Origin of the sequence: Falsiroseomonas sp. E2-1-a4, assembly GCF_051433165.1 — a bacterium.
Classification (GTDB): domain Bacteria; phylum Pseudomonadota; class Alphaproteobacteria; order Acetobacterales; family Acetobacteraceae; genus Falsiroseomonas.
Map to the genome: position 1 here is coordinate 34269 of NZ_JBHMFS010000024.1, position 18183 is coordinate 52451.

The window sequence follows — 18183 nt, forward strand, 5'->3', positions numbered from 1 at the left end:
CCTCTCGGAGACCACCATGGATTTCGCGACTCTCACCATGCCCGCCCCTGACGCAAGCACCGTCCCGCCCGATCCCAATCTCTACCGGCCGCGCAAGCCGGGCATCCTGGCCCTCGATCTCGGCACAACCACCGGCTGGGCCCTACGCTTCGGCGATGGCGGGACGACCTCCGGCACCATGACCTTCAAGCCCGGCCGCTTCGAAGGCGGCGGGATGCGTTTCCTGCGCTTCACCGACTGGCTCGTGGAGATCGCCATGCACGTGCACGGCCTCCGACGTGTGGTGTTCGAGGAGGTGCGCCGCCACGCCGGAACAGACGCGAGCCACGTTTACGGTGGCTTCCTCGGCACGCTCACCGCCTGGTGCGAGGAACACGAGGTCCCATACGAGGGCGTCCCCGTCGGAACAATCAAGCGCTACGCCACCGGCAAGGGCAATGCCGACAAGGCTGCGATGATCGCCGCCATACGAGCTCGCGGCTTTCTGCCGGCCGACGATAATGAGGCGGATGCCATTGCGCTGCTGCTCTGGGCGACCGACCCGACTGGAGGCCGCGCATGAGCATGTACGGCGCGCCGCGGCCGCCTAGGTCCTGCCTCGACCGCGGCACGCGCAGCCCGACCAACGACAGCGAGGTCAACGCCATGCGCGCCGCCGCTTGGCATCGGCACGGCGTGGCCGCGCTGCCTGTCGCCGACATCACGGACGACTGGCTCCGCCAGGCGATCACCAACGAAGCCAACCGGCGCTGGGGGCGTCGCAACGGGGAGAACCACCATGGCCGGTAAGCGCAAGGCGAAACGCGCGACCGAGGATCTGGCGAAGCCGTCGAAGTGGCGGCTTCAGCATGGCGATTTCTCGGAGCCAGTCCGGGAGGCGGATCCCGAGACCGGCACGCCCGTGGCACATCGCCGCGCGGTGGACACGCTGGGGCAGATGCTCCTCAACGGCACCATCACGCCGCAGATGCACGAGGCGGGCTGCATATTCCGCACGCTGTTCCGTTCCGCGGCACTGGATGGCATCGCCACCACCCAGTTCGTGCGCATCAGCGGCGTCACGGCGGACACCATGTCGGGCCGGCAAGTCGATGCCCGCCGCCGCGTGGCCAAGGCTCTGGACGCGTTGGGCGGCCACAACAGCCCGGCCGGCTCCTGCGTCTGGTTCGTCGTGGGCCTGGAGATGTCAGTCCGCGAATGGGCGGCACGTCGAGGATGGAGCGGCAGGCCGGTACCGCAGCCGATCGCGGGCGGCATGCTGGTCGCTGGCCTCGGCATCCTGGCGATGCATTTCGGGCTGACCCCGCGGCAGCAGGCGGCGTGAAGCAGCGCGCCGCTACTCGGAGCCGAGGACGTAGGCGACGGCCTCGTTGATCATCGTAAGCGGCAAGGCAGGGTGGTGCGCCAGTATGACGTCGCGGACCGCCCTGCTGTCGCTTTCACCCGTCCAGGCGAGCGTCCCAGGCGAGCGCCGCGTAGCCCGCGCTGCCGCCAGCGTCGCCCGACTGAGCCACGGATGTTCGGGGCGGGGCTGCTCACCGTCGGGCATGGCCGACGATAGCCCTCCTATGAGAACAAGACAAGAACATGCTATGAAGCGTGGGAACCGGAAGGAGACGAGCCATGGCCGCTCGAAGGCAGGCACGGGTGCGCCCCGTTGACGGCGCCATTGTCCGACTGATGGCGCTCGCCGCGAAGGGCGTGCCTCCGCACCGCATTGCGCGTGAGGTCGAGGTGATCGTCGCCGAATGGCTGCGCGCGCCCGACGCCGACCCCATTGAGGCTAAGGGCTGGCTCGACGAACTGCGTGAGCAGATCGTCGTGGGCGTTGCCGACGCCGAGGAGCAGGTGTCCTACGTTGATGCCGGTGAAGCCGCGGCGGTGAAGCAGGCGAGCCTTACCCTGGCTGCGTTGCAGGCGTCGCGCGACGCGGTCGAGCGGGCATTGGCGTCGCTCTGAACCGCGCGGCTACGCTGTTACAATTCCCCCCATGGCGGCTCGCAAATCGAGTTGGGTATAGTGGGGACACGTCGAGAAGGTGCGTCGAGCACCGCGGCTCCCGAGCCACTCGCCAGCTGATCAGCCACTGTGGCTTTCGAGCCGCAGGGTCCTTCCTGGCCCCGCTGTATGCGGGGGGCGGAAGCGCGCAACATCGCTAGCGCCAGGCCAGAAATATGGGTTGCGGTTTGCGGCCCTTTCCTTGCGCGATCCGACAGATAGCCCGCAAACCATGCCGCGCTGAGTTTGCAGCCGCGGCCGCACGGTTTGCACCCACTCCCAAACCTGGATGGCCCGATGACGCTCCCCTGGATGGCGGCGAAGATCCTGCTGCGTCCGGTGGCGGAGCTGCGCCCGCATGCCGGAAACGCGCGCATCCACAGCGCCGCGCAGCTGGAGCAGATCAAGGCCAGCATGCTGGCCTTCGGCTTCACCAATCCGCTGCTGGTGGATGAGGACGGCGTGCTGATCGCCGGCCATGGTCGCCTCGAGGCCGCAACGGCGCTCGGCATGGCCAAGGTGCCGGTGATCGTGCGGCGGCACCTGTCCGCCGCGCAGAAGGAGGCGCTGCGGCTCGCCGACAACCGCATCGCGGAAAACGCGACCTGGGACCAGGCGCTGCTGCGTGACGCGCTCGCCGCGGTGCAGGCGGCGCCGGACATCGACCTCGGCGCGCTCGGCTTTTCGGCGGATGAGCTCGCGGACATCCTCGCGGCGGCTGGAGATACCGTGTCCGACGGCGACGCGCCCGAGGCTCTGTCTGCGGATCCCGCCGAGGGGGGCGGCGCGACTGGCGCGGCGGGCGCCGGGGAGGAGCCGGCGGACGATCCCGCCGATGCCGATCCGGAGCCGCCGCGCCAGGCCGTCACCCGCCCCGGCGATCTCTGGCTGCTGGGCGAGCATCGCCTGCTCTGCGGTGACAGCACCGACGCCGCCACCGTGGCGCGGGTGATGGGTGAAGACCGCGCGGCCCTGCTGTTCACCTCCCCGCCCTACGGCAACCAACGGGACTACACCACCGGCGGCGGCACCGATTGGGATGCCCTGATGCAGGGCGTGTTCCAGCATCTCAACGTGGCCATGCGGCCCGATGGCCAGGTGCTGGTGAACCTCGGGCTGATCCATCGCGACAATGAATGGCAGCCCTATTGGGCCGGCTGGCTCGACTGGATGCGCGCCCGCAGCTGGCGCCGGTTTGGCCTCTACACCTGGGACCAGGGGCCCGGCCTTCCCGGCGACTGGAACGGGCGCCTCGCGCCGGCCTTCGAGTTCGTCTTCCACTTCAACCGCCAGGCACGGCAGGCCAACAAGATCGTGCCCTGCAAATGGGCCGGCACACCAAACAAGGGCAGCGGCCTGCGCGCTGCCGATGGGACCATCTCGGAATACCAGCACGCGGGCCTGCCGGTGCAGGACTTCCGGATCCCCGACAACGTGCTGCGCCTGACCCGCCACAAGGGCCGCGGCATCGAGACCGAGCACCCCGCCGTGTTCCCGGTGGTGCTGCCGGAGTTCCTCATGCGGACCTACGCCGACGAAAGCGAGGTAGTGTTCGAGCCTTTCGGCGGCAGTGGCACGACGATCCTGGCCGGCCAGCGCACCGGCCGCCGCGTGCGCGCGATCGAGCTGGCTCCGGCCTATGTCGACCTGGCGATTGCCCGCTGGCGGATGCTGCATCCGGACCTGCCAGTGACGCTGGCCGACGATGGGCGCGACTATGATGCCGTGGCCGCGGCGCGACTGGAGCTCACCGCGAATGCAGCCTGACCTCGTGATCTCCGCTCTGCCGCTGGCAGCGCTGGTCCCCTATGCCGAGAACGCGCGCACGCACTCGCCGTCGCAAGTGGCGCAGATCGCCGCCTCCATTGCCGAGTTCGGCTTCGTGAACCCGGTGCTGGTCGACGCCGAGGGCGTGCTCATTGCCGGCCACGGCCGCGTCATGGCCGCGAAGCAGCTGGGCCTGGCCGCGGTACCGGTGCTGCGGCTCGGGCATCTGTCCCCGGCGCAGGCACGGGCGCTGCGCCTGGCCGACAACCAGATCGCGCTGAACTCCGGCTGGGACGAGGCGCTGCTTGTCGCTGAGATCGCGCGCATTCGCGATGAGGCTTTGGTCGACCTGGACGTGCTCGGCTTCTCCGGTATGGAGATCGACCGACTGCTGGCGGCCGCCGACGCCGGCCTCGGCGATGATGCCGACGAAGCCCCGCCGCCGCCGGTGGTGCCCGTTACCCGGACCGGCGATCTTTGGCGTTGTGGCGAGCATCGGCTGCTGTACGGCGACGCTACGAAGCTTGTCGACGTGCAGCGCGCCCTCGGCGCCGGCCACCTGGCCGACATGGGCTTCGTCGATCCGCCCTATAATGTCGCCTATGAGGGCGGCACCGCGGCCAAGATGACCATCGCGAATGACGCACTCGGCGGCGGCTTTCCCGAGTTCCTGCGGCCGGCGATGGCCAACCTGCTCTCGGTCACGAAGGGCGCCTGCTACGTCTGCATGTCCTCCTCGGAATGGCCGACGCTGCATCGGGTCTGGCAGGAGGCGGGCGGCAAATGGTCCAGCACCATCATCTGGGCGAAGAACACCTTCGCCCTCGGCCGAGCCGACTACCACCAGCAGTTCGAGGCGATGCTCTACGGCTGGAAGGCCGGCGCACAGCACTACTGGTGCGGCGCGCGTGACCAGGGGAATGTCTGGCACTTCGACAAGCCTGCCTGCAACGACTTGCATCCGACCATGAAGCCGGTGGCGCTGGTGGAGCGCGCCATCCGCAACAGCAGCAAGCCGCGCGACACGGTGCTGGACTGCTTCGGCGGCTCGGGCACCACCATGATCGCAGCGGAGCGCACGGGGCGGCGCGCTGTGCTGCTGGAGATCGACCCCACCTATGCCGATGTGATCGTGCGGCGCTGGCAGGACACAACTGGCGAAGCTGCCGTGTTGGAGGGCGATGATCGCATCTTTGCCGACATCGCCGTGGCCCGCGGAATTTTCGATCATGGTGTAACCACGGGGTCTTGAAAATACGGAAGCCACAGGCTTTGATGTGGTGTTGCATACGAAACGACCACTCAACGGGGACTTTGCGTGATGCGCGAGCCGCAGCGATGAGCGATTCTCGATGTCACTATATCCCTCCTAAGTGGCTCGATGCGGTTGCAGGAAAGACTCTCTTCTACCCATGCGCCGGCGGCGACATAGCGGAACCGCTACAAGTCTTCGCGCCAGTCATCTCGGATTTTTGGTTCTCCGACATTGGGTACCCTGCGGGTTTGAAGATGGCGCCGGCACTGCGGTCGTTTGGCGGTTTCACCTACACCCTGACGGGCAAGCTGATTAACGGAGACCCCTTAGCAACGATTGAGCGCCGAGACGGATACCGCTTCCTCCCCCCAAGCCGGAGAATCGAAACCTATTCGAGGCCGGATGGGTCATCATTTCGTGTCATCCGACGTCGAGGGTTTGGGGAGATTGCGCTCGGCACTGAGTTTCCCGATATGTCCGTCGGCGTCTTTTTCCATCGTGGCGATAGCCCTGGCGAAGGCGGATCCAATGTTCGTTTTTTCGAAAATAAGTGGCGGCGCCACGAACCGCTGCGCAACCTGTTCTCAACCCTCATCCGCAAATTGACCGAGCCAGCCCTGATCGTGTCGGACGGATCGTTAACACCGCCGCTGCATCCGATTGGCCAGTTCCATCGGAGCCGGATGAGCAGCGCAGAAGCTTTTGAAAGCTGCCGTGACCGCGAATGGCTGGCGGATGGGCTTCGCTGGACTTGTGTTGGCTTCGTCGGACGGAGAAATGGCCCGACCTTAGTATGGGCAGTTCAGCGGGCCTAAAAGCCCGTTTGAGAATGGCGGACGGGTCGGCTCCGCGGCGCTTTTCCGGCCCCCTTGCGTTGCCGAACTTGCCGATGCACCAAGCATCGGCTGCGCCCCGCGCCTTTCGGGATCGAAAGACCACCTGCGGATCCTCAAGCGGCGGCATTATCAATCGGTCTCTAAGCCTCCTTACGGCAGCTCATTTGACGGACGTCGCCACCGCCTCGTGGGGTGGCGTTGTCGATCACGAAGTGATCCGGAAAGCTCAATAATAGCAATAAGATAAGGCTGCATCTTGCTTGGCTTGAGCGCGGCACAGCGCGAATGGTCCGTCACACGCAGGGGATGCCCTGCAGCAAGAGACGGAGACCATCATGACCGACCGCGAAGCCCGCGCCGCCCGCAACCAGGAACGCAGCCTGGCCGCCTTCCTCGCGAAGAAGGCCGAATTCGACGCCCTCCTCGCCGAACTCCAGCAGGCCAGCGAGGACCATTTCGGCGCAGACCCCGAGACGGTGCTCTGGGGCGAAGCGGCCTGGCTTTCCGACGCCACCGCTAAGCTGAAGGACATCGCCGACCAGCATTTCCGCCGCGGCGAATACGCCCTCTGACGCGGGCAACTCCCGCACCGCCCCGACCGGCAGCGCCGGCGGGGCTTCCGGCAGTAGGGGCCGATGACCGGCACCCGGAACCGGAGACCACCACGATGACCAAGATTTCCGACAGCCAGCGCGTGATCCTGAGCGCCGCCGCGCAGCACGAGATGGGCCTCGCCCGCGCGCCGAAGACCCTGCCCGCCGCGGCCCGCAACGCGGTGTTCCGCAGCCTGATCAAGAACAACCTGCTGACCGAGATTAACGCCCCGCGGGAGCATGTCGGGCTGGGCTGGCGCCAGGATGAGGACGGCACCTGGATCGTGGCGCGCATCACCGACGAAGGGCTGCGCGCCATCGGCATCGACCCGAATGAGGGAGACGCGGTGGCCGGCGCGCCCGACTGCTCCGGCATCGAGGGCAGCGTGCCCGACACGGCGCCCACGGTGGCGCCGGCGGCGGAGCCCGCCGCACAGGACGCCACGGTCGCCGAAGCCGCCCAGGCCGCACCCCTGACGGAGGAAATCGCGATGCTCGACCAGGCCCTCGCGGCACGCGCTGCCGCGCCGCGGACCAGCCTGCGCGACGCCGCTGCGGCGATCCTCGCTGCCTGGGACGACGAGGCCAACCGCGCCACGGACATGATCGCCGCGCTCGATGCCCCGATGGAGGCGCTGCGCACCCTGCTCGCTGGCAAGCCGGCCCGCGCCCCGCGCGAGGCCGGAGCGCCCCGCAAGCCGCGGGAGGGCACGAAGCAGGAGCAGGTGCTCGCCATGCTGCGCCGGCCCGAGGGCGCCACGGTCGCGCAGATCGCCGAGGCGACAGGCTGGGCACAGCACACGGTCCGCGGCTTCTTCGCCGGGCTGAAGAAGAAGGGCCACGCGGTCGAGGTGATGTCGCGCGAGCGGATGGTCGACCCCAACAAGACCGGCGCCAAGGGCTCCTTCACGGTCTACCGGGTAACGGGCTGACGGATCGCCGGGGTGGCCCCAGCGCGACGTGCATGGCGCCACACCGATTGCCGCGATAGCCTCGCCCAAGGCATGAGGAATCCGACATTGGCCCTGGTTCTCCGCGTTCTTTATGTGTTGGGGCTGTTCTGTGGCGCCGGTGCTGCGCAGGCACAGACCGGCGATCCTCAGCGTGGCCAGGCTTTCGCGGCGGCGAATTGTGCGCGATGCCACGCCATCGGCCGCACTGGCGCCAGCCCGCTTGCTGCGGCACTGGCCTTTCGGGACATCCATCTGCGCTATCCCGTCTCGCAGCTCGCCGAAGCGCTGGCAGAAGGGATCGTGACCGGCCATTCCGCCATGCCGGAATTCCAACTCGACCGGGCGCAGATCGCCGATCTGCTGGCCTATCTCGGGACGCTAGAACGCTGACCTGACACGGCACGGCGGAGGCTGCCGGCCGCCTTGCCATTGGGCGTACTGACCGCCCCCTCCTGCGGCGGGAGGTCGCCGCCATGCCGGAACTGACCGCCTCGACCCGCGAGGCCGCCCGCCGGATCGGGCTGAGCGACACCGCTATGCACAAGGCCGAACGGGCGGGTCGGATTGCCCGTGAGCCGGACGGCCAGTGTGACATCGACAAGACCCGCCGCCGCCTGACCGAAACCGCCGACCCGGTGCGATCTCCGCTGGTCAGCGGCGCTGGCGCCGAGGGCACGCCCTTCGTCCGGCTGAAGGTCGCGCAGCTGGCGCTGAAGGTGGAGGCGCAGCGGCTCTCGCTGGACGGCCGAGGGCCAGGATCCGCACACCATCGGATTCCACATCTCGGCACTTTACTCGCCGGTGGGCTGGCTGCCCTGGAGCAGATCGCCCGGGATTGGGAGGCGGCGCAGGCAAGCCGCGGGATCGGGAACCCTGGGAGGATCTGGCGAAGCTCCTGGTGCGTTACCGGCCACGCCAAAGCTGACGGCAGCATGTGAATTGCCCGGCTCTGCGTCGACAGCGGCGGCCGGGACACCGTCGCCGTCTATGGCCACCTGGGCCGGGTACGGGATTCGCGCATCGCACCGGCCAAGGAGATCGACGGCAGGGTCAGCCCGGCGATCAGCGCCCACTCTGCATCGGTCCCGTCGCTCGGGTAGCGCAGCCTGCTATGATCGTACCGAGGCCGTTTCTCCGTCGTTCACATCCAAGACGCCGCCGCGAACCGCTCAAAACCAAGCGAACAGCAGATGACACAACGGATTTAAGACCTTGTCGACAGGCACGTAGAGCCCGCCGCAGACTGCCTGGGGGAGAGTGCTGAGCGCTTACGCCATACTCAGTCCGTGCTGATGCCAGCAGCCCGGATCAACGGTACCCACCGTGCCAGCTCCGAATCCAGCTTGGCCTGCGCGGCATCGCCGGTTAGAGGCGTGGCGTCGACACCCATCGCAGTGATGCGTTCCAGCACGACCGGGGCGGTCAAAGTCTCCGACACTGCGGCGCGCAGCTTCCTGAGCACCGGGGCCGGCGTGCCTGCGCGGGCGGTGATGATATGCCAAATCTCAAAGGAGAAATTCGGGTAACCGCTTTCCTTGATGGTGGGAATGTCCGGCGCGCCCGAAAGCCGCTGCGCGCTGGCGGCGACAATGCCGCGCAGCCGCCCGGCTCTGATATGCGGAAGGCAATCCGAAGCGCCGGCGAACATGAAGTCCAGGTTGCCGGCGACGAGGTCCGTATTGGCCGGCGCACCGCCTCTGTAGGGCACATGTTGCGCCTCGAGCCCGGCCTGCTTCAGAAACAGCGCGGTGGTGATATGCGCTGGGGAACCGACACCCGCGGTGCCATAGGAAAGCTCCCCTGGCTTGGCGCGGCAGGCGGCGACGAAGCTTTCCAGGCTGGTGATGCCAAGCTGCCGCCTGGGGTTCACCACCAGGATATTCGCGGCGGTGGAGGTGATGCCGAGCGCCACAAAATCTCGCGCCGTGTCATAGCCCGGGTTCTTCTGCACGGCCATGTTGACCACATGCGTCGCGACATGGCCGATGACCAGGGTGTAGCCGTCAGGCGCAGCCTGCGCCGCCGCGGCCATGCCGATGGCACCACCCGCGCCGGCGCGGTTCTCTACCACCACGGTCTGACCGAGCTTTTCGCCGAGCGTTGCGGCTACGATGCGGGCCGTCGTGTCGGTGCCGCCGCCGGGCGCGAAAGGCACGATCAGCCGGATCGGCCGGTCCGGCCACTCGGCGCGCGCCAATCCCGGCAGTGCCAGGGTTCCGGTCGCGGCGAGCAGGGTGCGGCGATGCAACATCCTCATGGTGATCCTCCCGTTTTCAGGTTTTTCTTGCCCTGCGGCTGCGCAGGTTGTGGACATGGACATGCGTTCCAGCCGCGATGTCAGCGGTGGCCTCGCCGATCAGCGCGCCGTATTTGCGGATGACCGCGCCGCGGGCGATGGCGTGGCGGGCAATCTTGTGGCCAAGCGGAATCGGCGCTGGCAGCATCAGCATCTCCACCTGCTCGCCGCTACGTATGGCCGCCTCGCCGGCCGGTACGTCGCCCAGTGCGGTTGCCACATCGTCCTCGGGTTTCAGGACCAGGAATTGCCAGCGTCGCATCAGAAATCCGCCCCCAGCCGGGCAAAAGCGTATTCGCCCTCATCCAGCACCTCGCCCCAGGTCGCCGAACCCGACGCATGCTCCAGCAATTGCGCGAACAGCGCATTCGCCGCTTCCTCGGGATCGCGCGTGCCTTCCAGCACGCCCGAGCCATCGAAATCGATCTGCGTCGCCAGGTGCCGCGCCGTCGCCGGATTGGCGGTGACCTTCACCGTGGGCGCGAGCGCGTCGCAATAGGAATTGCCGGCGCCGGTGGTGAACATCGTCATCTGCGCTCCCGCCGCGACAAAGCCGGTGATCGACGGCGGCGAAAAGGACGGGCCCTGCATAACCCACAGCCCGGGCCCAGGCAGCGCTGCCGCATGCGGCACCACGCCGCGCACCCGCCGGGACCCGCCCTTGGCAATGGCGCCGAGCGACTTTTCCTCGATGCTGGAGAGCCCGCCGCGGATGTTCTCCTGGCCCGGGTTGTTCCCGGTCAGATCCTCGCCAGACGCGGCAGCCCAGGCTTCGCGTTCCAGGACTGCGGCGACGATCTGGCGGCCGACCTCCGGCGTCTCCGCCCGCGCTGCCAGCACATCCTCCGCGCCCAGCCATTCCATGGTTTCGCCGAACACCACGGCACCGCCGGCGTCTACAAGCCGATCAGCGACGCGGCCGACCAAGGGGTTGGCTGCGATGCCGCTGGTCGCATCGGTATGGCCGCATTCGATGCCGAGCCGCAGCATCGAGGCCGGCAGCGCCTGGCGCCGAATGCGGGACGCATCGCGAACCAGCTTCGCTGCCATTCGCACGCCCCTCTCGGACATCACGAGATTGTCCTCGTGGCAATCATCCAGCGCCACGGTCTCGACCGGCTTGCCGGAGCCGGCAATGGCCTCGGCGATCGCATCCAGCCGCAGCCGGTCGGCCCCCACGAGCAGCACCGCGGCGGCGTTGGCGTTGCGGCCCAGCCCGACCAGCATGCGACGCGTCAACGCCCGGTCGTCGCCGAACTGGCCACGCCCGACGGCGAGCGACATCAAGGTGGTGCCCGGCACTTGGCGCGCGATGCGGCGGGCGGACGCGCCGGTGAGGCCGAGGATCGAGAGCACGAGGACCGTGTTGCGCGCCCCGGCACTACCGTCTGGGCGCGGGAACCCCGCGAATTCAGCCGCCACGCGCATCCTCCGGAGCCCATTGTTGCAAAAACGCTGAACCCACAACGGATGGAAGTCAATGATCGCGTACTGCGCGTTTGGCTGCCAAGGTTGCGCCACAGGGACAAGGAGGCGGCAGCATGGCGCGATGGTCGGCAAGGCGGATCGGGCCCATCATCCAACCGAATATGGACACCCGGATGGGCTCCAATGTGCAGGGCCCATCGATGATCCGCGTCCCGGATTGGTTGCCGGGCCGGCTCGGCCGCTACTATCTTTATTTTGCCGACCACAAGGGCAGCTACATCCGGCTCGCCCATGCCGACGCACCGGAGGGGCCCTGGCGGATACATGAGGCGGGCAGCCTGAACCTGACCGACAGCCTCTTCCCGACCGAACCTCCTGCACCGCCTGAGGACCGCGGCGCGGCGGATATCCTGCCCGGCGTGGCGCCGCCCGGCACGCCCGGAGTGCTACGGCTGGATGAGGACCAAGCCTTTCCGCATATCGCGTCCCCGGACGTGCATGTTGATGAGGCCAGCCGCCGGATCCTGATGTATTTTCACGGGCTGTCCGGCTGGGGCACCCAGCGGACGCGGCTCGCAACGTCCGAGGACGGTATCCGCTTCACAGCCAGGCCAGAACTGTTCGGCCCCTCCTATTTCCGCGTGTTTCAGCATGGCGGAGCGCATTTTGCACTGGCCATGCCGGGCATCCTGTTCCGATCCGCCGACGGCATCTCGGGGTTCGAACGCGGGCCGTTGCTGTTTCCGGACGGGCTGCAGCGACACACCGCCCTGCTGCTGCGCGGCAATCTGCTGCATGTCTTCTGGACCCGGGTCGGCGACAGACCGGAATGCATCCTTGCCTCCCGCATCCGGCTCGACGGTGACTGGCGTGACTGGCGGGTGGATGGCGAAGCGGATGAGGTATTGCGGCCGGAGACCGATTGGGAAGGCGGCGACCTGCCGCTTGAGCGGTCCTGGCGAGGCGCCATCGACGGCCCCGTGCGACAGCTTCGTGATCCGGCCATCCTGGAGGATGAGGGACGGATCTTTCTGGTCTACGCGGTGCGGGGCGAGGCAGGCCTCGCGCTCGCTGAACTGACGGAAGGCAACGAGTAGCCCCTAACCCTGGGGCGGCCGGTGAAGGGCGGCTATTCCTGTCGAACCCCCGTCAGTCTCGATCATAGGCGACACGAAATCCGACATGGCCCGCCGAGGTATCCTGACTGCACCCGGACCGCGCGGCAATACGGTAGCGGTGGCAATAGCTGCGGTGGCACAGATAGGAGCCGCCCTTCATCACCCGATCCCGCTCGGCCGCCGCGGCCTTGTTGCGCTGCCTGGCCGCGTTGGTCAGGGATCGCACGCGAAACGGGTCGGCGCACCATTCCCAGACATTGCCACATGGGTTGAACAGGCCGAAGCCGTTGGGGCGGAAGGCATCGACCGGGGCGGTGCCCTTGAATCCGTCGCACAGCGTGTTGCTCGTCGGAAAGCGACCCTGCCAGATGTTGCACAATGCATTACCATCATCCGGCTCCTCCGATCCCCAGGCATACCGGGCAAGATCGTCACCACCCTTCGCCGCATATTCCCATTCCGCCTCGCTTGGCAGGCGGCCTGCGGCCCAGGCGGCGAAGGCGGTTGCGTCGTTCCAGGCGATATGGGTGGCCGGGTGGTCCAGCCGGTTGGCGATGGAGGAGCCTCGCCCCTCCGGCGCCGCCCAGTACGCCCCCTCTACCTTTCGCCACCAGGGCGTCCCTTCCGGGCTTGGCGCCTGCATGCCGGGCGCCAGGAAGCTGTAGAAGACATAGGACCAGCCAAACCGCTCCGCGTCTGTCCGATAGCCGGTGGCGGCGGCGAAGGCGGCGAAGCGGCGGTTGCTGACGGCATGCACGTCGATCCGGAATGGGCGCAGGGTCACGCGCCGCGCTGGCCCTTCGCCATCCTCACGGAAGATGGGTGCGTCGGTGCCGATGGTTACCGTGCCGCCTGGGATGGCCACCGTCATGGTCAGGTCGCCACCGGCCGCCCCTTGCAGCGCCAGGGCCGATCCAGATCGGCGACCCGACGTTGGCAGGCAGCAGGTTTTCGTGGGGACCTCCACGCGCCTATCCTCCGGGTGTTCCGACCACGACATCCGCCCCGGCCTGCGGTGGCGGCGGGAAGTGGAAGCCGCGCTGGCCGGACAGGCCCCGGTTGGTCTGGCCCTCGAACGGCTTGGCCGGCGTGCCGACCAGCTTGCCGTCGCGGATCCAGCCGGTATCGACGCCCCAGGCCTCCGCCACCAACGCCGCCTCCAGTTTCGTCTGCACCTCCGCCAGCGCCGCTTCGCCGCCGAGGTTCCGCATCTCCTGCGGGTCGTCCCGCAGGTCGAACAACTGGATCACGTTGCCATTGGGGTACCAGATCAGCTTGTGCCGCCCGTCGGTCGCCATGCGCGTGGCGGAGGCATCGTCACGGCAGGCTGCCGTGAGCACATCCCGCCTTGAGCCGCCGATCATCGAAAGCCCCTCCATCGGCGCGGCGGGGGCGACGCCGGCGAAGTCCAGAAGCGTCGGCATCACATCCGCCAACTGGACCAGCCGCCGATCCACGCTGCCCGGCCTGGTGCGGGCATCACCTGCCGGGCCGAGCAGAATGGTCGGCACCCGGGCGCTGTCCTCATAGAAGATGCGCTTGGCCCAGAGGCCATGTGTTCCCAGCATGTCGCCATGGTCGGCGGTGAACAGCACCACGGTGTCGTCCAGCAGCCCCTCCTCCCGCAGCGTGCCGAGCACCAGGCGGAACTGATGGTCGATATGGGTGCACAGCGCCATGAAAGCGCGCTGGATGCCGCGCAGATGGTGCGGCTTCACATGCGCCCAGTAATCGGTGATGGAGCGCAGCGCGTAGGGCAGCGCGGCCTCGTCCTTCGCCCAATCGGCAATGGGCGGCACCGGCGGTTCGGCATCGCGATAGATGTCGAGATAAGCCTGCAACGGCGCCAGCGGCGGATGCGGCGCAGTATAGGACAAATGCCAGAAGCCGGGCCGGGTCGGGTCGCGCCGCTTGATCTCGCGGCACATCTTCCAGCTGGTCCAGCTGGTCACGTGGCAAGGCTCGGGCAGGTGGAAGGGCCGCCAGAGATAGTCGTTATTGTTCATGCCATGGTTGAAGCCCTGGCCCGGAAAGCCCTGATCGGCCAGGTACAGGTCGTAATCGTCATAGCCGCCGAGATGCGGCCGCCCTTCCTCCGCCAGATGCACGTCGTCGAAGCCGATGCGGTCGCGCGGCGGGTAGACATGCAGCTTGCCCACCGCGCAGGTCTGGTAGCCGGCGGCGCCAAGCGTGGCGGCCAGGGTCGGGCTGTCCGGCATGCGTGCTACCGGGTCGAAACTGCGATCGCCGTGGATGCGCGCCGTGTTGCCCGTCATCATCGTGCGCCGTGCGGGAATGCAGATCGGGCATTCAGAATAGGTGTTCGGGAAGCACACGCCGTTGCGTGCCAGCTGATCCAGCGTCGGCGTCAGCACGGTGGGATGGCCGGCATGGCCCATGAGGGAGGCTGGCCACTGGTCCACCGTGACCAGCATGATGTTCGGGCGCTTCATCTCGCGGCTCACTCCACCCGCGCCCCACTTGCCCGCACCAGGGGGCCCAGCTTGGCGCGCTCAGCCGCGATGAAGGCGATGAAATCTTCCGACGAGCCGCCCTTCAGCGGCAGGCCGAGCTGGCGCGCACGCGCCTGCACGCCCGGATCGGCGACGGCGGCATTATAGGCGGCATTGAGGCGCCGAACCGCCTCGGCCGGTGTGCCACGGGGCGCCACCACGCCGTGCCAGGATAGGAAATTGTAGTTGGCGACCCCGGCCTCCGCCACTGTCGGCAGGTCCGGCGTGAAGGGCGAGCGGCCGGGGCCGGTGACGGCCAGGGCGCGCACCTGGCCCTGGTTTACGGCGGGTAGCAGGGTGCCGTCGATCAGCAGGTTCACATGGCCGGCGATGAGGTCCGTCTGCGCCGGTGCGCTGCCGCGATAGGGCACATGGGTCATCTGAACATTCGCCAGCGACATCAGCATCTGCGTCGCCAGATGCCCGGCCGTGCCGTTGCCGGGCGTCGCGAAGGTCACCGCATTCGGTTGTGCCCGCGCCGCTTCCAGCAGGCTTGCGATGGTCCGATGTGGCGACTCCCGCGGCACGCCGACCAGCAGCGAAACCTCCGTCAGCCGCAGGATCGGCGCGAAACTGTCAGGATCGAAGGGCAGCTGCGCGAAAAGATGCGGCGCGATCGCCAGGATGCCGATATCGGCGAAAAGCACGGTGTAGCCATCCGCCGTGGCGCGGGAGGCGACACCGGCGCCGACCGTGCCGCCACCACCGCCCCGATTTTCGATCAGCAGCGGCTGGCCGATTTGCTGTTGCACGATCGGCGCCAGCAGGCGTGCCAGGATGTCGTTGTTGCCGCCTGGCGGGTAGGGCACCACCACGGTCACCGGCCGTTCCGGCCAGGCGGCCTGGGCCGGCGCGGCCAACTGGCCGGTTGTCAGCAGGGGGATGGCGACCAGCCAAGCGCCGACCAGCTTCAGAAGCCTGCGAGCAATCATGAGTGGGGACTCCCTTCAGTAATTGGAACTGCGCGGCGGACCCGCGCTTGTGGTGCCCGCCATGGCATCCAGATGGAACTGCAGCCGCGCCGCCCTGAGCGGAACATCGTGCCACAGATTGTCGAACTCTCCAGGGTCGTTCCCGTGATCGAAGATCTCGCCGATGGGATGGCCGTGGTAAATCACCGACTTGTAGCGCCCGTCAAAGACCATGGTACCGTGGCTATGGTCCCGGTCAACGCCGATGGCGTCGTTGAACTCGCAGACCACATGCGTCTTGTGGCGCGCCGGATCGGCGCGCCCCTCCAGGATCGGTAGCAACGATCTTCCCTGCACCGTCCAGGGGATCTCGATGCCGGCGGCCTCCAGCAACGTCGGCGTGACGTCCACCAGCTCGACCAGCGCCTCACTGACGCATCCGGACTGCACGCGGCCGGGCCAGGACCAGATCATCGGCACCCTGACCAGCCCATCGAAGAAGCGACAACCTTTCAGAACAAGTCCGTGGTCGCCGAGCATCTCGCCATGATCAGAATGGAACAGGATGAGCGTATCCTGTTCCTGTCCGGTATCGCGCAGCGCCGTCAGAATACGGTCGAGTTGCGCGTCCAGATGCTCGATCATGGCGTAGTAGTTGGCCTTGACCTGCAAGGCGTCATATTTCTCGGGCACATTGCTCGCGACCTTGTCGTGGTCGCGCTCGGCAGGCGGTGGCGGCTGCGCGGCATGGCGGATGCGTGGATCCTGCGGGCGGATCTGCTGCTGGTCCACCTTTTGGAAATCGACCCAACGCTCGCCATCGCTGTCCCGCCAGAGGGGTAGCGGCAGGCTGGCGGAATCCATCTTCGCCAGTGCCTCGGGCGGCGCGTCAAAGGGGGCATGCGGATCAAAGAAGTTCAGCGACAGGCACCAGGGGCCATCGCGTCGATCCGTGATGAAGCGGATCGCCATCTCGGCGCACCAAGTGGATTGGTGCAGCGCGGCCGGCACGCCGGGGCCGCAGAAGGCACCCTTGTCGCGATACAACGCCTGCGGATCGACGCCTTTCTCATGCCGTAACCAATGCTCGTAGGAATCGCCGCGCGCCGCATCCGGAGTGGGATGATGGTTCCAATGAAAAACGCGGTAACCGTCATCCGTGCGCTGTTCGTGATACTTCGCGGCCGACAGATGCAGCTTGCCGATCAGTCCGCAGTCATAGCCGGCATCGGCCAGGCGCTTCGTCACCAGAGTCTCATGTGAAGGCCAGAAGGCGTTGCCGTTGCGTTGCACCTGATGCGTGGCGGGATAGCGCCCGGTCATCATGCTGGCCCGGGACGGCGTGCAGATCGGAGACTGCGCATAGCAGCGCGTGAAGGCGGCCCCGGATGCACACAGCCTGTCCATCGCAGGTGTCCGGATATGCGCATTGCCCAGGGCGCCGATCGTGTCCCAGCGCTGCTGGTCGGTGCAGACCCAGAGGATGTTCGGCCGCTTCGTCACTGGATGGTGATCCCCGCCGCGGGCACCGCGACGCGCCAACGCGCCCGTTCGGCTTCCAGATGCTTCTGGAAATCCGCCGCGCTGCCACCGGCGGCATCGACGCCCAGCGTGGCCAGGCGCTCCCGCACCTCCGCGATCTGCAGCACCGCCTGGAATTCGACGTTCAGCCGGTTGGCGATCGCATCCGGTGTCGCAGCGGGCATCACCACGCCGAACCAGCCGCTGCTTTCCGTGTCGCGCACGCCCGATTCCTCCAGCGTTGGCAGATCCGGAAAAGCCCGCGCGCGGCTGCCGGTGACCGAAGCCACGGGCACCGCCCGACCGCTCGCCAGATTGCCGGCCATGTCGAGCGGGCTGGAGATCATCAGATCGATCCTCCCCGCGGCGAGATCCGCAGCGGCCGGCCCGCCCCCGCGATAGGGCACATGCAGGATGTCGAGCCCCGTACGCAGCTTCACCAATTCCATTGCCAGATGCGGCAGGCTGCCATTGCCGGGGCTGCCATAGGTCAGCTTGCCGGGATTGACCCTGGCCATCCGCGCGATATCCACCCAGCCCTCGGCCAGGCCGACGCGGGCGAACAGCACGGAGGGGCTGGTGACCAGCAGGATTACCGGGCGGAAGGCCGTCTCGGGATCATAGGGCAGGTTGGGATAGGCGAATTGCGTGATGACGAAGGGCGGCGGCGCCAGCAGGATGGTGTAGCCATCGGGCGCCGCGCGCGCCACCTCCGCCGTGCCGATGGTTGAGGCTGCGCCGGCCTTGTTGTCGACCACCACGGTCCTGCCGAGCCGCTGCGCCAGATGCTGCGCTGTCAGCCGCGCCGTCGTGTCGGAGGCGCCGCCGGGCGCGAACGGCACGACGAAGCGGATCGTGCGGTCCGGCCAGGCGCCCTGCGCCCGCGCGAGACCTGGCGCGGCCAACGCGAGGCCCGAAGCACCGAGCCCCAATGCACCGAGCAGGGTACGGCGGTGGATTAGGCTATCCATCAGGTCTCTCCCATTCTGGCCCG

The 18183-nt window shown here is 67.6% G+C and carries 20 protein-coding genes; 12 read left to right on the top strand and 8 right to left on the bottom strand.

Going from position 1 to position 18183, the window contains the following annotated elements:
* Nucleotides 1-16 precede the first annotated feature (16 nt).
* The 11 genes from ACFHNC_RS20995 (at nt 17) to ACFHNC_RS21045 (ending at nt 8340) form a co-directional block, all read left to right on the top strand.
* On the top strand, nt 17-562 hold the full coding sequence (locus ACFHNC_RS20995) for a hypothetical protein (protein WP_437171195.1): 546 nt from the start codon (nt 17-19) through the stop codon (nt 560-562).
* A complete protein-coding gene (locus ACFHNC_RS21000) occupies nt 559-789 on the top strand; it encodes a hypothetical protein (protein WP_437171196.1) in 231 nt (76 codons plus the stop codon). Before ACFHNC_RS20995 ends, ACFHNC_RS21000 begins: the two co-directional genes overlap by 4 nt.
* The gene (locus ACFHNC_RS21005; RefSeq protein ID WP_437171197.1) at nt 779-1324 is read left to right on the top strand and encodes a hypothetical protein; all 546 of its coding nucleotides are present in this window, start codon (nt 779-781) and stop codon (nt 1322-1324) included. Before ACFHNC_RS21000 ends, ACFHNC_RS21005 begins: the two co-directional genes overlap by 11 nt.
* A 299-nt stretch (nt 1325-1623) precedes the next feature.
* A complete protein-coding gene (locus ACFHNC_RS21010; protein WP_437171198.1) occupies nt 1624-1959 on the top strand; it encodes a hypothetical protein in 336 nt (111 codons plus the stop codon).
* A gap of 336 nt (nt 1960-2295) precedes the next feature.
* Nucleotides 2296-3765 carry a site-specific DNA-methyltransferase gene (locus ACFHNC_RS21015; RefSeq protein ID WP_437171199.1) on the top strand — a complete coding sequence of 490 codons (1470 nt, stop codon included), beginning with the start codon at nt 2296-2298 and terminating at the stop codon, nt 3763-3765.
* Nucleotides 3755-5017: a site-specific DNA-methyltransferase gene (locus tag ACFHNC_RS21020; protein ID WP_437171200.1), complete on the top strand. Its 1263-nt coding sequence runs from the start codon at nt 3755-3757 to the stop codon at nt 5015-5017. Before ACFHNC_RS21015 ends, ACFHNC_RS21020 begins: the two co-directional genes overlap by 11 nt.
* Nucleotides 5018-5103: 86 nt before the next feature.
* Nucleotides 5104-5835, top strand: coding sequence for a hypothetical protein (locus tag ACFHNC_RS21025; protein WP_437171201.1), 732 nt, complete (start codon nt 5104-5106; stop codon nt 5833-5835).
* 356 nt (nt 5836-6191) lie between these two features.
* Nucleotides 6192-6428 carry a hypothetical protein gene (locus ACFHNC_RS21030; protein ID WP_437171202.1) on the top strand — a complete coding sequence of 79 codons (237 nt, stop codon included), beginning with the start codon at nt 6192-6194 and terminating at the stop codon, nt 6426-6428.
* A 95-nt stretch (nt 6429-6523) separates the two neighbouring features.
* Nucleotides 6524-7381 (top strand): DUF3489 domain-containing protein, encoded by an 858-nt coding sequence (locus ACFHNC_RS21035; RefSeq protein ID WP_437171203.1) that lies wholly within the window; start codon nt 6524-6526, stop codon nt 7379-7381.
* A gap of 87 nt (nt 7382-7468) precedes the next feature.
* Entirely contained in the window at nt 7469-7792 is a 324-nt protein-coding gene (locus ACFHNC_RS21040) for a c-type cytochrome (RefSeq protein WP_437171204.1), read from the top strand.
* 83 nt (nt 7793-7875) lie between these two features.
* A complete protein-coding gene (locus ACFHNC_RS21045; RefSeq protein ID WP_437171205.1) occupies nt 7876-8340 on the top strand; it encodes a hypothetical protein in 465 nt (154 codons plus the stop codon).
* 341 nt (nt 8341-8681) lie between these two features.
* Here the strand turns inward: ACFHNC_RS21045 and ACFHNC_RS21050 are convergent, their stop codons facing one another.
* Genes ACFHNC_RS21050 through ACFHNC_RS21060 form a run of 3 tightly spaced genes read right to left on the bottom strand, consistent with a single transcriptional unit; the run spans nt 8682 to nt 11120 of the window.
* Complete coding sequence (locus ACFHNC_RS21050; RefSeq protein WP_437171206.1) at nt 8682-9659, bottom strand: Bug family tripartite tricarboxylate transporter substrate binding protein; 978 nt, start codon at nt 9657-9659, stop codon at nt 8682-8684.
* Nucleotides 9660-9675: 16 nt separating this feature from the next.
* Nucleotides 9676-9960 (bottom strand): UxaA family hydrolase, encoded by a 285-nt coding sequence (locus ACFHNC_RS21055; RefSeq protein ID WP_437171207.1) that lies wholly within the window; start codon nt 9958-9960, stop codon nt 9676-9678.
* Nucleotides 9960-11120: a UxaA family hydrolase gene (locus tag ACFHNC_RS21060; RefSeq protein ID WP_437171208.1), complete on the bottom strand. Its 1161-nt coding sequence runs from the start codon at nt 11118-11120 to the stop codon at nt 9960-9962. The genes ACFHNC_RS21055 and ACFHNC_RS21060 overlap by 1 nt, the downstream gene beginning before the upstream one ends.
* 206 nt (nt 11121-11326) lie before the next feature.
* On the opposite strand from ACFHNC_RS21060, the gene ACFHNC_RS21065 reads away from it, so the two are divergent.
* A complete protein-coding gene (locus ACFHNC_RS21065) occupies nt 11327-12223 on the top strand; it encodes a hypothetical protein (RefSeq protein WP_437171209.1) in 897 nt (298 codons plus the stop codon).
* Nucleotides 12224-12275: 52 nt separating this feature from the next.
* On the opposite strand, the gene ACFHNC_RS21070 is transcribed toward ACFHNC_RS21065, so the two are convergent.
* The 5 genes from ACFHNC_RS21070 to ACFHNC_RS21090 all read right to left on the bottom strand — a co-directional run bounded on the left by ACFHNC_RS21070 (nt 12276) and on the right by ACFHNC_RS21090 (nt 18160).
* A complete protein-coding gene (locus ACFHNC_RS21070) occupies nt 12276-13115 on the bottom strand; it encodes a formylglycine-generating enzyme family protein (RefSeq protein WP_437171210.1) in 840 nt (279 codons plus the stop codon).
* 100 nt (nt 13116-13215) lie between these two features.
* Nucleotides 13216-14697, bottom strand: a complete 1482-nt coding sequence (locus ACFHNC_RS21075; RefSeq protein ID WP_437171211.1) for a sulfatase-like hydrolase/transferase — start codon at nt 14695-14697, stop codon at nt 13216-13218.
* 8 nt (nt 14698-14705) lie between these two features.
* Nucleotides 14706-15689, bottom strand: coding sequence for a Bug family tripartite tricarboxylate transporter substrate binding protein (locus tag ACFHNC_RS21080; protein ID WP_437171212.1), 984 nt, complete (start codon nt 15687-15689; stop codon nt 14706-14708).
* 15 nt (nt 15690-15704) lie between these two features.
* Nucleotides 15705-17171, bottom strand: a complete 1467-nt coding sequence (locus tag ACFHNC_RS21085; RefSeq protein ID WP_437171213.1) for a sulfatase family protein — start codon at nt 17169-17171, stop codon at nt 15705-15707.
* Nucleotides 17168-18160, bottom strand: coding sequence for a Bug family tripartite tricarboxylate transporter substrate binding protein (locus ACFHNC_RS21090; RefSeq protein WP_437171214.1), 993 nt, complete (start codon nt 18158-18160; stop codon nt 17168-17170). The genes ACFHNC_RS21085 and ACFHNC_RS21090 overlap by 4 nt, the downstream gene beginning before the upstream one ends.
* Between the last annotated feature and the right edge of the window lie 23 nt (nt 18161-18183).

Bases quoted from the DNA above. Each gene is read 5' to 3' on its own strand.
- ACFHNC_RS21020 (WP_437171200.1), top strand. From the start codon at position 3,755: ATGCAGCCTGACCTCGTGATCTCCGCTCTGCCGCTGGCAGCGCTGGTC.
- ACFHNC_RS21025 (WP_437171201.1), top strand. From the start codon at position 5,104: ATGAGCGATTCTCGATGTCACTATATCCCTCCTAAGTGGCTCGATGCG.
- ACFHNC_RS21080 (WP_437171212.1), bottom strand. From the start codon at position 15,689: ATGATTGCTCGCAGGCTTCTGAAGCTGGTCGGCGCTTGGCTGGTCGCC.
- ACFHNC_RS20995 (WP_437171195.1), top strand. From the start codon at position 17: ATGGATTTCGCGACTCTCACCATGCCCGCCCCTGACGCAAGCACCGTC.
- ACFHNC_RS21065 (WP_437171209.1), top strand. From the start codon at position 11,327: ATGATCCGCGTCCCGGATTGGTTGCCGGGCCGGCTCGGCCGCTACTAT.
- ACFHNC_RS21030 (WP_437171202.1), top strand. From the start codon at position 6,192: ATGACCGACCGCGAAGCCCGCGCCGCCCGCAACCAGGAACGCAGCCTG.
- ACFHNC_RS21000 (WP_437171196.1), top strand. From the start codon at position 559: ATGAGCATGTACGGCGCGCCGCGGCCGCCTAGGTCCTGCCTCGACCGC.
- ACFHNC_RS21050 (WP_437171206.1), bottom strand. From the start codon at position 9,659: ATGAGGATGTTGCATCGCCGCACCCTGCTCGCCGCGACCGGAACCCTG.
- ACFHNC_RS21070 (WP_437171210.1), bottom strand. From the start codon at position 13,115: ATGACGGTGGCCATCCCAGGCGGCACGGTAACCATCGGCACCGACGCA.
- ACFHNC_RS21015 (WP_437171199.1), top strand. From the start codon at position 2,296: ATGACGCTCCCCTGGATGGCGGCGAAGATCCTGCTGCGTCCGGTGGCG.
- ACFHNC_RS21055 (WP_437171207.1), bottom strand. From the start codon at position 9,960: ATGCGACGCTGGCAATTCCTGGTCCTGAAACCCGAGGACGATGTGGCA.
- ACFHNC_RS21010 (WP_437171198.1), top strand. From the start codon at position 1,624: ATGGCCGCTCGAAGGCAGGCACGGGTGCGCCCCGTTGACGGCGCCATT.
- ACFHNC_RS21075 (WP_437171211.1), bottom strand. From the start codon at position 14,697: ATGAAGCGCCCGAACATCATGCTGGTCACGGTGGACCAGTGGCCAGCC.
- ACFHNC_RS21035 (WP_437171203.1), top strand. From the start codon at position 6,524: ATGACCAAGATTTCCGACAGCCAGCGCGTGATCCTGAGCGCCGCCGCG.
- ACFHNC_RS21005 (WP_437171197.1), top strand. From the start codon at position 779: ATGGCCGGTAAGCGCAAGGCGAAACGCGCGACCGAGGATCTGGCGAAG.
- ACFHNC_RS21045 (WP_437171205.1), top strand. From the start codon at position 7,876: ATGCCGGAACTGACCGCCTCGACCCGCGAGGCCGCCCGCCGGATCGGG.
- ACFHNC_RS21090 (WP_437171214.1), bottom strand. From the start codon at position 18,160: ATGGATAGCCTAATCCACCGCCGTACCCTGCTCGGTGCATTGGGGCTC.